We start from the raw sequence: 13,345 nt of genomic DNA, 5'->3' as shown, positions 1-13,345 counted from the left end.
GTCCGATTAGGACGGCGCGAGGGAACTGTCACCCTTGCCGAGTGCACCCAGGCCGCGATCGATCGCCGCGACGATCAGACCGGGCACCTGGAAGAAGGCCAGCAGGGCCGAAAAATTCACGGCCGCCCGAGCCCAGCCGAGGATGGCAAACAGAATGCGCCAGCCGCGCGCGGCGCCGTGCATCCTGTGGATCGTCAGTAGGCCGGGCGGTCGGAAACCAGCGCCCACATCGGCAGGCGCAGGCGATGTGTGGCCGCGGCGATCTGGAGCGTGGTCAGGTGGGCTCGACCGGCCTCGGCGCGGCGTTCCTCTTCCGGAGTGATCTTGAGAACGGCAGCGACGGCGTCGACATCGACCCCGCGCTGTTCGCGCCAACGCTTCAGACGGGCACCGACGGCCGCGTCATGCGGATCGAGGCCGGGGAAACCGAGAACAGAGCCCATGCGAAACCTCCGCGCGCGGCTTTCCTGCCGCGTCTGCGGTCAATCCTGATCCCAGCGGAAGTCCTTGTCGAGCCAGTCGCCGAGGCGGCCGTCCGGGCGGGCGAGGGCGTGGATTCGGGCCGTCTCCTCGTCCGAGAGCCGGAAGTCCCAGATGTCGAAATTCTCCGCGGCCCGCTCGGGTTTGACCGTGCGAGGAATGGCGATGACGCCCTGCTGCACCAGCCAGCGCAGGGTCACCTGGCCGTTGGTCTTCCCGTGGGCGCGGGCGATGTCGCCGATGACCGGATCACCAGCGATCTTGCCCTGGGCCAGGGGCGACCAGGCCGTGATCGAGGAACCAAGATCGGCGGCCGTGGCGCGCAACGTCTTCAGCGACAGATAGGGATGGTACTCGACCTGGTTGGTGACCAGGCGGGCCTGCGACAGGTCTTGCGCCCGCCGGAACTCGGCGGAGGGGAAGTTCGACAGGCCGATCGAACGGGTCAGGCCATTCGCCCTGGCCTCGTTCAGGGCGCCCAGGGTCTCGGCGAAGGTCGGCGTCATCCTGGGCCAGTGAAGCAGCAGGAGGTCGGGGATAAAGCCCAGGCTGTTCGCCGATTCTTCGGCCTGGCGCAGCAGGGCGTCGTGCTCGAAATGCTCGACCCAGATCTTGGTTGTCAGCCAGATGTCTTCGCGTGCGACCCCGCCCGCCTCGATCGCGTCCCGGATGCCGTCGCCGACGGCCGCCTCGTTCTTGTAGATCCAGGCCGTGTCGATGTGGCGGTAGCCGATGCGCAGGGCCTCCGCCACCATGCGCCGCGCGTCGGCGGGTTCCAGCTGCCAGGTGCCGAACCCGAGCTGGGGGATGCTCAGGCCGTCGACGGTCAGGGACAATTGTTCGGACATCGGGCGGCTCCGGCCTGGGTTCGCGGGAGGCTGGATATGGGTGGGCGACGCTCCTGCGCCAGCTATCGGCCGGCCAGCCAGTCGGAAATCTCGTCCCAGAGCGGCTCCAGTCCACGCCTGAAAGCGCCCTCGTGGGCGATGCGGGCAACGCCATAGTCGGCCGGTTCGCGAACGATGAGCTCGCCGGGCGCGTTCGGATAGACCTCCAGCATTCGCGGCGCGGTCTTGCGATTGGCGATGGGGTCGTCGGTGAAGATCCAGGACCGGATCGGCACCGTGACCTCGGCGAAATGGTTGGGCTGCAACGCCGTGCCGAGGTGGTCCGCGAAATAGCGAGGGTCATGGCACCAGCGTCGCCAGGGCAGGAAGACGCCGCGCGGCAGGTCGGCACCGCGCCACAGCTTGCCGCCCTTGATGTAGCCGTGGCGCGCCAGGCTCCACGGGCCATAGATCCACCAGAAGAAGATCTCGATCGGATTGTAGCTGCGGAAATGGTCGACCCAATACCCCGAGCCCACGGCGACGAAGGCGTGGCGCTCGATTTTTGCGTGGTTCGGCATGAAGCCGGCGAAATGACCCCCGACGCTGTGGCCGACATGCAGGACCGGAAGTCCCGGTGCGCTCTCGATGAGGGCTTCCAGGGCGGCCGGCATGTCCAGACGCCCCCAGTCCTCATAGGTCATCTGCATGGCCGCGAGATCGTCCGGACGGGACGCGCCGATCCCCCGCATGTCGTAGATCAGGACCGCGGCGCCGCTCGCAGCCAGATGGCGGGCGAACCGCTCGTAGAACCCCATTGGAAAACCGGTGCCCGAGGTGACAAGCACCGCATGGGAGGGATTCGCCGGCGCGATCAGCCTGAGCGCCAGCCGATAGCCGTCAGCCGCCTCGGCCGTGAGATCGCGGGTGACCAATTCCGGGGTGTCCATGACCTGTCCGTCCTGTTTGGAAACGAACCTGGCATGATGACGTAGCGTCAGGTCAAGCGACGTGTGTGTAGGTCTTCGACACCGTCTTCGGCACGATCTTCTTCCAGCGCTTCTCCAGCGCCTGGCGCAGCCAGACCGGATCCACCGACGCCAGACGGGCCAGGACGATCGGATAGCCGCGATAGTGGTCGGTGGTGTGGAAGGTCGCGGGCTCGGCTTCGATCAGCATGTCGCGATGGTCCTCGCTGTCGACATAGACGACGACGCTGTCGTCCTCGGCCCGGAGGCGGGTGAAGAACCTGCCCGCCGCCTTGAAGGAAGGTTTCCCGCGGGTCGTCCCGACCTCCGTTTCCGGGAGGGTCAGGACGAGGGCGCGGAGGTCTGAGGGTGTCATGGCACCGACCCTAGGACGGATGGCGCGAATGAAAAAGGCCGCGTCCCTTTCGAGACGCGGCCCTGATCGGTGCGAAGAGGTGCGAGACCTATTCGATGTCTTCGTTGAGCAGGCCGACCTTGTAGAAGCCGTTCTTCTGCAGGTCGTTCATGACTTCCATGAAGGCGTTATAGCGAACTTCCGGCTGGGCGCGGACGAACACGCGCTCTTCCTGGCAGGCCGGCGAACCGCCGCCCAGTGCGGCGCAGACGTCCACGGCCAGGGTTTCGATCGTGGTCTGCTGCTCGGCGATGAAGATCGAGCCGGTATCCTGGATGGTGATGTAGACCGGTTCCTTCGGCTCTTCGCCGGTGGGCGGGGTCGCCGGCGGCAGATCGAGGCGGATGGACACGGTCGCCAGCGGCGCGGCGACCATGAAGATGATCAGCAGCACCAGCATGATGTCGACGAACGGCGTGACGTTGATGTCCGCGTTCTGGGAGATGGTCTTGCCACCTTGTCCGGCGGGACCTGCGAGCTTGGAGCCCATGCGTTGATTCTCCATGGAGGCTCGGGCGCGGGGCGCGAGCGACGCGTTACGGTTCGGACGGTTTCTTGGCGTCTGCCGCGAGGCTTGTAAAGCGGTCTCGGAAGGAAGTCGGTTCCCTGGAGGCGGTTTTCGCCTGAACGGGGAAAAATCCTCCTCCGCTGCGTGCGAAGGAGGATTTATCGATCAGCCCTTGGCCAGCTTCAGGAAACGTTCCACGAGCGCTGGGTCCGACTTGAAGGCCCCGGTGAAGCGGGTCGTGATGGTCGAGACGTGGCGGTGATGCACGCCGCGAGTCGTCATGCACTGGTGCTCGGCGTCGATCAGGACAGCGACGCCGGCAGGGTTGAGGTTGTCCTCGAGCGCCTTGGCGATCTCCTGTGTCAGGGTCTCCTGCGTCTGCAGACGCTTGGAGAAGATCTCGACCACGCGGGCGATCTTGGAGATTCCCACGACCTTCTCGGTCGGCAGATAGGCGACATAGGCCTTGCCGAGGAAGGGGGCCATGTGATGCTCGCAGTGGCTCTCGACCTCGATCTCGCGCAGCAGAACCATGTCGTCATAGCCCTGCACGTCCTCGAACGTGCGGCTCAGTTCCTTGGCCGGATCGGCGTCATAGCCCTCGAACCATTCGGAATAGGCGTCGACGACGCGCCGGGGCGTGTCCCTCAGGCCCTCGCGGTCGGGATTGTCGCCCGACCAGGCGATCAGGGTGCGAACGGCGGCCAGGGCCTGCTCGCGGCTGGGCTTCGTATCGGAATCGTTGCCGACCAGGACCGGCGTGGAAACGTGGGCGTCCATAAACTGATTGAAGCGACATAGTAGCGCCGGAACGAAGGTCCCGGATTGACGCGTGTCGCTCTCCCTTTTCGATGACGTCGGCTATTCGCCGCGTCGACACGGCTATATGGGACGCAGGGCCCGTCCCGCAAGAAAACCGACTGCACCGCGATCAAATGACACTGTACCTGCACGACACCCTGCGCCGCGAGAAGCGCGCCTTCGTCCCCCGGGACCCGGAACGGGTGACGCTCTACGTCTGCGGCCCGACGGTCTATGACTACGCCCACATCGGCAATGCCCGTCCGCCCGTGGTGTTCGATGTCCTCGTCCGCCTGCTGCGGCGCGAGTACGGGGCGGACAGCGTGATCTACGCCCGTAACGTCACGGACGTGGACGACAAGATCAATGCGAAGGCCTTCAAGGAGGGCGTGCCGATCGGCGAGGTCACGGCCCGCTACGAGGCCGCCTATCTGGCCGACATGGGGCTCCTGAACGTCTCGCCCCCGGACATCGCGCCCCATGTCACCGACCACATGGACGCGATCATCAAACAGATCGGCGAGATCGTGGATCAGGGCTGCGCCTATGTCGCCGAGGGCCATGTGCTGTTCGACGTGTCCTCCTATCCGGCCTACGGTGCCCTGTCGGGCCGGAACCTGGACGACATGATCGCCGGTGCCCGGGTCGAGGTCGCCCCCTACAAGAAGAACCCGCACGACTTCGTCCTGTGGAAACCGGCCAAGGCCGACGAGCCGTCCTGGCCTTCGCCCTGGGGTGAGGGGCGCCCGGGCTGGCATATCGAATGCTCGGCCATGATCGAGAAAACCCTCGGCCTGCCGATCGACATCCACGGCGGCGGCATCGACCTGGTCTTCCCGCACCATGAGAACGAGATCGCCCAGGGGGTCTGCGCCCATGGCCATGCGCATGGCGAGGCGGCTCATGACGCATACAGCCGTTACTGGATGCACAACGGCTTCCTGACCGTCGATGCGGAGAAGATGTCCAAGTCGATCGGCAACGTCCTGTTGCTGCACGACCTGGTGCAGACGATCCCGGGCGAGGTTGTGCGTTGGGCCCTTCTGTCAGCCCACTATCGTCAGCCGCTGGACTGGAACCAGTCGCTGCTGGACCAGTCGCGCAAGAACCTGGACCGGCTTTACGGCGCCTTGCGTCGGGCCCAGGCGATCGCGCCGCTGGGGGACATGCCGTCACCGGAGTTCCTGGAGGCCATCTCCGACGACCTGAACACGCCGGGAGCCATGGCGACGATGTTCGCCCTGTCCAGCGAGATCGAGCGGGCGATGACGGCAGGAGACCACCATGCGGTCGGTATCGCCAAGGCGGAACTGACGGCCTGCGGCCGGATCATGGGCGTGCTGCTGTCCAGCCCGGACCAGTGGTTCGAGGGCGGAGCCGACGATTCGCTAAAGGCCGAGGTCGAGGGGCTTCTGGCCGAACGGGTCACCGCGCGGGCGGAGAAGAACTGGGCCGAGGCGGATCGTATCCGCGACCGGCTGACGGCCCTGAACGTCGTGGTGATGGACGGCCCGACCGGCGCGACCTGGCGGCTTAAGGAGTAATTGTCTCCTTCTCCCCTTGCGGGAGAAGGTGGCAGCCGAAGGCTGACGGATGAGGGGTCGTACCGTCGCCTGGAGTGGGCGGACCGAGCGTAGATCGGCAAGGTCCGCGTGACCCCTCATCCGACCTCGCTCCGCTCGGCCACCTTCTCCCGCAAGGGGAGAAGGGAGCTACAGCCGCCTGAACGCGGCTCCGTCAGAGTCGAACAGGTGCGCCCGCGCCGGGTCGATGTGCAGGGTCAGGGCCTCGCCGACCCTCGGGCGCAGGTCGCCGGACAGTTGCACCGTCATGGCCTCGCTCGAACCCGCCTGCGAGACATAGGCATAGGTCGCATGGCCCAGGGTCTCGACGAAGGCCGCCTTCACCCGGATCCCGTCGCCGGGACCTGAGAGCGTCAGATGCTCGGGACGGACGCCCAGCATGACCGATTGACCCGCCCTGGCCGAGGCGGCGTCGACGCCGACATGCACGGTCTCTCCGGCCGCCGTTCGAACGATTACGCCGGTCGCGGACGCCTCGACCAGCTCTGCCGGAATCAGATTCATCTTCGGGCTGCCGATGAACTCGGCCACGAAGCGGGTGCGGGGGTGCTCGTAGAGCTCCATCGGCGCCCCGACCTGTTCGATGACCCCGCCGTTCAGCACCACGATCCGGTCCGCCAGGGTCATGGCTTCCACCTGGTCGTGGGTGACGTAGATCATGGTCGTCTTCAGCCGCTCGTGCAGCGAGGCGAACTCGTAGCGCATGCGCATGCGCAGGGCGGCGTCGAGATTGGACAGGGGCTCGTCGAACAGGAAGACCTCGGGCTCCCGCACGATGGCGCGGCCGATGGCGACGCGCTGGCGCTGGCCGCCGGACAGGGCCCTGGGCTTGCGATCCAGATAGTCGACGATGTTCAGGGTCTCGGCGGCGGCCATGACGCGGCGTTCGATCTCGGCCTTGTCCGTCTTCGCCAGCGTCAGGCCGAAGGCCATGTTCTGGCGCACGCTCATGTGCGGATAGAGGGCGTAGGACTGGAACACCATGGCGATGCCCCGGTCGGACGGCGACAAGGCGTTGACCACCCGCCCGCCGATCGAGACCTCGCCCCCATCGACCTCTTCCAGTCCGGCGATGACGCGCAACAGGGTGGACTTGCCGCAGCCTGACGGTCCCACGAACACCACGAACTCGCCGTCGGCGATGGTCAGATCGACACCCTTCAGAACCTCGGTCGCGCCGAAGCTCTTGTGAATGCCGCTGAGTGCGACGTCGGCCATACGTGTTTCCTGTCCCGGGGTCAGTCTTCTTTTCCGGGACTGTAATCGGTTACGCGGAGGCTCGCCAACCTAATCCTCCCCCATCGGGGGAGGGGGACCACGCAGTGGTGGGGGGGGCAGACCCAGACACCGGGTTCGAGGTGAGACCCCTCCGTCACGTCGCGAAGAGCTCCGCGCCACCTCCCCCGTCGGGGGAGGATTGGAGGATCAGCCGTTCGGCTTCTTCTTGCCCTTGAAGGGCTTCTTCTCGCCGGCCGGCTTGCCGTGCGCGTCCCTGGCGGCCCAGGGACGGTCGCCGCCCTTGGGCTTGCCCTTCCAGGGCTTGTCCCCGGGCGCGGCGGGCGCGGCGTCGGAGGCAGGCGCCCAGGCGGTCTTCGGACGATCGGAATGAGGCTTCTTGACCCAGGGCTTCTTGCCTTCAGGCGTGGGGGCGTCGGGCGTACGTTTGACCCATTTGGGCCGCTCGCCCTCGGCGGCCGGAGCAGTCTCACGCTTGACCCACGGCTTCTTCTCGCCGGCCGGCTTGTCCTCGCGCGGCTTCCAGGCGGGCTTGTCGCCGTCCTCGCGGGGTTTCCATGCGGGTTTTTCGGCGCGGGCAGGGCGGTCGCTCTCGGTCTTGTTCGCCCACGGCTTGCGCTCCGGACGATCACCACCGTCACCGGCGGGCTTCTTGTCCCAGCGGCTGGCAGGACGTTCCTTGGGACCGGGTGCCACGGCGTCGGAGACGGTCACGCCGTCTTCCGTCCCGGCCGCGATGGCGGCGCGGAATTTGGCTTCGGCGGCCGTCGTGATCTCGAACTTGGTTTCGCGGTCGAAGATCTTGATCGAGCCGATGTCGCCCTTGGTCACATGGCCCAGACGGCAAAGCGTCGGCAGCAGCCATTTCGGATCGGCGTTCTTGTCGCGGCCGATGTTGATGCGGAACCAGACCATGTCGCCGCCGCGTGCGAAGTCGCGCAACGGGCCGTCCTCCTGACCCCGATCGTTCACACCGCTGACCTGGGCGCGCTTCATGCGCTCGTCGTCATAGACCTCTTCCGGGGCCGGCAGCTTCTGGCGATAGAGGCGGATCAGGGACGCAGCGACCTGTTCGGGCGTGGTCCGCTCCAGCAGCAGCCGGCCCAGTTCCAGGGCCTCCTCGTCCTCGACCGGGGCGGTGAGGGCGGGGTCGGCCAGCAGGCGTTCGCGGTCCTTCTCCAGGATCATCTCGGCCGACGGCGGGCCGGACCATTCGGCGACGATCGAGGCCGATTGCAGCATCAGCTCGACCTTGCGGCGGCGGGTGTAGGAGACCAGCAGGACGGACACGCCCTTCTTGCCCGCACGACCGGTGCGGCCCGACCGGTGCAGCAGGCCGGCCTTGTTGACCGGGATCTCGGCGTGGATGACCAGACCCAGGTCGGGCAGGTCGAGACCGCGCGCGGCGACGTCGGTGGCGACGCAGACGCGGGCGTGGCCGTCTCGCAGGGCCTGCAGGGCTTCGGAGCGCTGGCTCTGGGTCAGTTCGCCCGACAGTCCGACGACGGAGAAACCGCGTTCGCGCAGCGACGAGGTCAGATGCTTCACCCGCTCGCGCGTGTTGGCGAACACCAGCGCGCCGGGGGCCTCGAAATAGCGCAGCACATTGACGACGCCGAGTTCGATCTCGTTCGGCGCGACGCGGATGGCCTTGTACTCGATGTCGGCGTGCGACTTGTTGCCGGCGACCGTGTCGATGCGCACGGCGTCGCGCTGATAGGTCTTGGCCAGTTGCACGATGTCGCGCGCCAGGGTGGCCGAGAACAGCAGGGTCCGGCGCTCGGGCGGAGCGGCGTCGAGGATGAAGGTCAGGTCTTCCTGGAAGCCCATGTCCAGCATCTCGTCGGCCTCGTCGAGTACGACGGCGCGGGCTTCAGACAGGTCCAGGGCGCCGCGTTCCAGATGGTCGCGCAGACGGCCGGGCGTGCCGACGACGATATGGGCACCGCGCTCCAGCGCCCGCCGCTCGACCTTCGGATCCATGCCGCCGACGCAGGAGACGATGCGCGCCCCGGTCTGGGCGTAGAGCCACTGCAGCTCGTTGGAGACCTGCTGGGCCAGTTCGCGGGTCGGGGCGATGACGAGGGCCAGGGGGTTGCCGAAGTCGGTGAACTTCTCCGCATCGCCCAGCAGGGTCGGGGCCAGGGCCAGACCGAAGGCGACGGTCTTGCCCGATCCGGTCTGGGCCGAGACCAGCAGGTCGCGCCCGGTGCCGTCCTCGGCCTGGGACGCCTCCAGCACTGCCGCCTGGACAGGAGTCGGCTCGGCATAGCCGCGTTCGGACAGGGCGCGGTCGAGCGCAGGATGGCTGGCAGGGAAGGGCATGTCGGTTCCGTAGGGCGCCGGGCCCGGATTGGCGAGCGGCGCGGGGCGTTCTGTGGGCCGCGCGGGGATTTCGCGGGGCGGAGCTTCTGCTCCGCGAACAAGGCCGAATGAGGGTGATACGGCGGGAAGGTGTCGGAATCTGACCCTCGTTCCGCGAGCCCGTGACATCCTGCCGGGCAGGGGGCAATGTCCGGCGGTCTTTCGGGGGTTAGAGTCGTCATGCGCAGAGTTCTTTTTTCCACAGCGCTTTCGCTGTCGCTGGCAGCCGCGCCGCTGCTGACGGGTCCGGCCATCGCCCAGCAGCGGCTGCAGCCGGGCGGCTCGGTTCAGGGCGATCTGTCGCGCGGAGACGACCAGCTGGATTCCGGTGAGTTTGTCGATGTCTATGAGGTCCAGGGCCGGGCGGGCCAGCCGCTCTCGGTAGTCATGCGTTCGGACGATTTCGACGCCTATCTGATGATCCGCGGCCCGGGCGATTTTGAGGAAGACAACGACGACTCAGGCGACGACGGCACCAATGCGGGCCTCGATGTGCGCCTGCCCGCCGACGGGACCTATCGGATCACGGCGACCAGCTATGAGTCGGGCGAGAGCGGCCGCTACAGCCTGTCGATGAGCGGCGCCGGAAACGCCGGCGGGCGCGGTGCCTATGCCGAGGCCAGCGGCGGACGCGGTCAGCAAAACGCCGGGGGCGGCGCTCTGCAGCCGGATCGTTCCGCAACCGGTGCCCTGGCCCGGGGCGATCGCACGCTTCAGTCGGGTGAGTTCGCCGACGACTGGGACCTGCAGGTCCGGCGCGGCCAGACCTATACCGTCAGCCTCGATGCCAGCGACTTTGACGCCTATCTGATGGTGCGCGGTCCCGGCGGCCTCAGCGAGGATAACGACGATGATCCGGGCCAGCGCGGCGGCCGCAACAGCCGCCTGACCTTTACCGCCCTTGCCGACGGGGTCGTGACCGTTGCCGCGACCAGCTTCGGCTCGGGCGAGACCGGCCGCTATCAAATCCTGGCCGAGCAGGGTGGACGTGCGCCCTACTCCGGGGGCGGGCGTCCGCCGCAGCAGAACTATCAGCCGCCGGCGCGTCAGGCCGACGGCTCGATCCAGGTCGGTCAGACCGTCAACGGCGACCTGGGGCAGGGCGACCGTCAGCTGGACAGCGGCGAATACCTCAACACCTACACCCTGCGCGGGCGTCGCGGTCAGCAACTGGATCTGCGCCTGGCGTCCTCCGCCTTCGATCCCTATGTCGCGATCCAGGGGCCCGGCCTGTCGGAGTTCAACGACGACGATCCCGATGGCGACGGCGCGCTGGACAGCCGCCTGTTCGTCACCCTGCCGCAGGACGGCGATTACCAGATTACGGCCACCAGTTATGCGTCGGGCGAGGCAGGGGCCTATCGCCTCGGCGTCTTCGCCGCCGATGGTCGCGAGTCGCAGGGCCGGCCGCGTCAGGACTCCTATGTCGAGGATCGGGGCGGGCGTCAGGATGTCGAGGGCGGCTCTATCTCGATCGGCGACACGGTCGGCGGCGCGCTGCAGTCTGGCGACGAGCAGCTCGACAGCGGTGAATATGTCGACACCTTCACCTTCTCCGGCCGTCGCGGTCAGCGGGTGGCGGCGGAACTGACGTCTTCTGCCTTCGACGCCTATATCATCCTGACCACGCCATCGGGCGAACAGATTGACAACGACGACGGCGAGGACGGCACCAACAGCCGCCTGGACACGGTCATCCAGGAGGACGGCGAGTATCAGGTGATGGTCACCTCCTACGCCGCCGGCGAGACCGGCTCCTACCGTTTTTCGGTCAGTCCCAGCCAGGGTTCGCCGCGTCAGGCCTCGGTCGAGGGTGGCCCGCGTGTCTTCGCCATCATGGTCGGTATCTCGGAATACGGCGATGTCGCCAGCGATCTTCCGTATACGGATGAAGACGCCGAGAAGCTGGCCGAGACCCTGGAGCGCGGCGGGGTTCTGAACCCCTCCAGCGTCGTCCTGACCAATGCCGAGGCCACGGTCGGCGGTGTGCGTCGCGCCTTCCAGCAGGTCGCGCGTCAGGCCGGGCCTGATGACATGTTCATGTTCTTCTTCTCCGGCCACGGCAGCCAGGAAGACGCCTCCGCCAGCGCGCTGGAGCCGGACGGCCTCGTGGAATCGATCGTCCTGCGCGACGGCGAGATCACCGATCAGGAGATGGCCGAACTGTTCGCTGGCCTGAACACCCGCCTGTCCCTGCTCGTGCTCGACAGCTGCTTCTCCGGCGGCTTCGCGCGCAACGTTGTGGATCGCCCGGGCGTCATGGGCCTGTTCTCGTCCGAAGAAGACCTGACCAGCGCCGTGGCCGACAAGTTCGAGGCCGGCGGCTATCTGTCCCACTTCCTTCGCGCAGGTCTGGCCGGAGCCGGCGACGTCGACGGCGACGGCATGGTCACTGCCGGCGAACTGGCCACCTACCTGCGTCGCCAGTTCGTGGCCGAGGTCGAGAACGTCGAGGCCGAAACCAGGGACGGCCAGCGCAACTATCAGAACCTCGTTATCGACCGGGGCGGGGTCCAGGTCGACGACGTGGTCCTGCGCCTGGCGTCGACCGGCTTCAACGCCGGCTCACACTGAGCCAGACGGGCCTCGCCTCTCGGGGCCCGACTGGTGCAGGAGGTCTGGATGGGTGCGCCCGATCGCCACTACGCCGAGCTGGAATACACGGCCGGCTATTATCACGAGCTGGGCCCGGCCCATCTGCGGTTCTGCGGCCTGATCGCGGGCGTGGACGTCGCCGTGCCCGAGGCACCGACCTGTCTCGAGCTCGGCATGGGGCAGGGGGTGTCGCTGGCGGTTCACGCCGCCGCCAACGACGGCGACTTTTGGGGCGTCGACATCAACCCGGCCCATGTCGAGCACGCCCGCGAACTGGCGGCGTCGTTCGGCGGCGCGGTGCAGCTCGACGCCCAGGATTTCGGGACGTTCGCGGCGCGTGACGACCTGCCGCAGTTCGACGTCATCACCCTGCACGGGGTTTGGAGCTGGGTCTCGGACGACAGCCGTCGGGTCATCGTCAAGCTGTTACGGGACCGGCTCAAGCCCGGCGGCGTGGTCTATCTGAGCTACAACTGCCAGCCCGGCTGGGCCTCGCGATCGCCGGTCCGTCACTTGCTGAAACTGGGACATGCCGCGCGGTCAGGCGGCGGCCCCGAAGCCCGGATCGAGGCGGCGCTCGAGTTCATGGAGGATGTCGCCGCCGCCGACGGCCGTTTCTTCGCCGAAAGCCGCCCCGCCGCGAGCCATGCCGCGTCCCTGCGCAGGGTCGGGCCGCAGTATCTGGGCCACGAGTATCTGAACGCCGACTGGCACGTCCCCTATTTCTCGGAGGTGGCGCAGGCCCTGGCGGAGGCGGATCTCGGCTTCGTCACCTCCGCCCGCCTGCTGGATCGGGTGAACGCCATTCACCTCCCGCCGGCCGGCCTGGCCCTGCTGGACCGGCAGAAGGATACGGTCCTGCGGGAGTCCGTCCGCGACTTCCTCGTCAACCAGCAGTTCCGGCCCGACGTCTTCGCGAAGGCCGCTCGAACACTGTCACCCGCCGAACAGGCGACGGGCCTCGACGCCCAGGCCTTCGTCCTCGCCTGCGGGCTCGACGAGATCGATTTCCAGCTCAGGGGCGCGCAGGGGGAGGTCGTGTTGTCCGAGGCAACCTACGGTCCGCTTGCGCTCGCGCTGGCCAGCGAGGACTTCTGTCCGAAGACCACGACCGGACTCATGGCCGCGCCCGGTGTTTCCGGCCTGAGGCGTAGCGACGTGCTCGCCGCCCTGATCAACCTCGTCGGCATGGGCGTGCTGCGCCCCGCCCAGACCTTCACCCCCGAAATCCGGGCGCGATGCGCGGCCTACAACCGTCTCGTCCTCGACCGCGCCGTGACCGGCCCTCACCTGAACCACATGGCCTCGCCGACGACCGGCGGCGGCATCCTGACCCCCCGGTCGGCCCAGCTGTTCCTGCGCGCCTGGCTGGCCGGTGCGCGCACGACCGAAGCGATCGCCCTGTCCGTCCGGGAGGTGTTCCAGACAACCAACGAGCGCGCCGTTCGCAGCGGCCAGGACCTGGTCACCCGCGACGACAATCTGTCGGTGCTCGGCGACATGGCGCGCCGCTTTCTGGACCAGACGGTCCCGCTCTATCGGGCGCTGGCGATCCTCTAGATCAGGCC

The 13,345-nt window shown here is 67.4% G+C and carries 12 protein-coding genes; 3 read left to right on the top strand and 9 right to left on the bottom strand.

Annotated elements, in window-relative coordinates:
• Window positions 1–6: 6 nt before the first annotated feature.
• The 7 genes from ACW18A_RS08590 to folE all read right to left on the bottom strand — a co-directional run bounded on the left by ACW18A_RS08590 (window position 7) and on the right by folE (window position 3,978).
• Window positions 7–183: a hypothetical protein gene (locus tag ACW18A_RS08590; protein ID WP_492021314.1), complete on the bottom strand. Its 177-nt coding sequence runs from the start codon at window positions 181–183 to the stop codon at window positions 7–9.
• 11 nt (window positions 184–194) lie between these two features.
• The gene (locus ACW18A_RS08585) at window positions 195–443 is read right to left on the bottom strand and encodes an XRE family transcriptional regulator (RefSeq protein ID WP_492021313.1); all 249 of its coding nucleotides are present in this window, start codon (window positions 441–443) and stop codon (window positions 195–197) included.
• 39 nt (window positions 444–482) lie between these two features.
• Window positions 483–1,328 carry an aldo/keto reductase gene (locus ACW18A_RS08580; protein WP_492021312.1) on the bottom strand — a complete coding sequence of 282 codons (846 nt, stop codon included), beginning with the start codon at window positions 1,326–1,328 and terminating at the stop codon, window positions 483–485.
• 62 nt (window positions 1,329–1,390) lie between these two features.
• Complete coding sequence (locus ACW18A_RS08575) at window positions 1,391–2,257, bottom strand: alpha/beta hydrolase family protein (RefSeq protein WP_492021311.1); 867 nt, start codon at window positions 2,255–2,257, stop codon at window positions 1,391–1,393.
• A gap of 52 nt (window positions 2,258–2,309) precedes the next feature.
• Entirely contained in the window at window positions 2,310–2,651 is a 342-nt protein-coding gene (locus ACW18A_RS08570; RefSeq protein ID WP_492021310.1) for an MmcQ/YjbR family DNA-binding protein, read from the bottom strand.
• A gap of 88 nt (window positions 2,652–2,739) precedes the next feature.
• Window positions 2,740–3,180 (bottom strand): biopolymer transporter ExbD, encoded by a 441-nt coding sequence (locus ACW18A_RS08565; protein ID WP_492021309.1) that lies wholly within the window; start codon window positions 3,178–3,180, stop codon window positions 2,740–2,742.
• A 183-nt stretch (window positions 3,181–3,363) separates the two neighbouring features.
• Window positions 3,364–3,978, bottom strand: a complete 615-nt coding sequence (gene folE, locus ACW18A_RS08560; RefSeq protein ID WP_492021307.1) for a GTP cyclohydrolase I FolE — start codon at window positions 3,976–3,978, stop codon at window positions 3,364–3,366.
• Between the two features lie 155 nt (window positions 3,979–4,133).
• Here folE and cysS point away from each other — a divergent pair, with 155 nt between their 5' ends.
• Window positions 4,134–5,543, top strand: coding sequence for a cysteine--tRNA ligase (gene cysS / locus ACW18A_RS08555; RefSeq protein ID WP_492021305.1), 1,410 nt, complete (start codon window positions 4,134–4,136; stop codon window positions 5,541–5,543).
• Between the two features lie 168 nt (window positions 5,544–5,711).
• Here cysS and ACW18A_RS08550 read toward each other — a convergent pair whose 3' ends face one another.
• Together ACW18A_RS08550 and ACW18A_RS08545 are read right to left on the bottom strand one after the other, a co-directional pair.
• Complete coding sequence (locus ACW18A_RS08550; protein WP_492021304.1) at window positions 5,712–6,800, bottom strand: ABC transporter ATP-binding protein; 1,089 nt, start codon at window positions 6,798–6,800, stop codon at window positions 5,712–5,714.
• A gap of 207 nt (window positions 6,801–7,007) precedes the next feature.
• Window positions 7,008–9,143 (bottom strand): DEAD/DEAH box helicase, encoded by a 2,136-nt coding sequence (locus ACW18A_RS08545; RefSeq protein WP_492021303.1) that lies wholly within the window; start codon window positions 9,141–9,143, stop codon window positions 7,008–7,010.
• A gap of 219 nt (window positions 9,144–9,362) precedes the next feature.
• Here ACW18A_RS08545 and ACW18A_RS08540 point away from each other — a divergent pair, with 219 nt between their 5' ends.
• Both ACW18A_RS08540 and ACW18A_RS08535 read left to right on the top strand, forming a co-directional pair.
• Window positions 9,363–11,756 carry a pre-peptidase C-terminal domain-containing protein gene (locus tag ACW18A_RS08540; protein ID WP_492021302.1) on the top strand — a complete coding sequence of 798 codons (2,394 nt, stop codon included), beginning with the start codon at window positions 9,363–9,365 and terminating at the stop codon, window positions 11,754–11,756.
• 48 nt (window positions 11,757–11,804) lie between these two features.
• The gene (locus ACW18A_RS08535) at window positions 11,805–13,337 is read left to right on the top strand and encodes a methyltransferase regulatory domain-containing protein (protein WP_492021301.1); all 1,533 of its coding nucleotides are present in this window, start codon (window positions 11,805–11,807) and stop codon (window positions 13,335–13,337) included.
• The last annotated feature ends 8 nt before the right edge of the window (window positions 13,338–13,345 follow it).

The organism is Brevundimonas sp. AVps5 (genome assembly GCF_058681515.1).
This window is presented reverse-complemented; position numbering and strand designations above follow the sequence as displayed.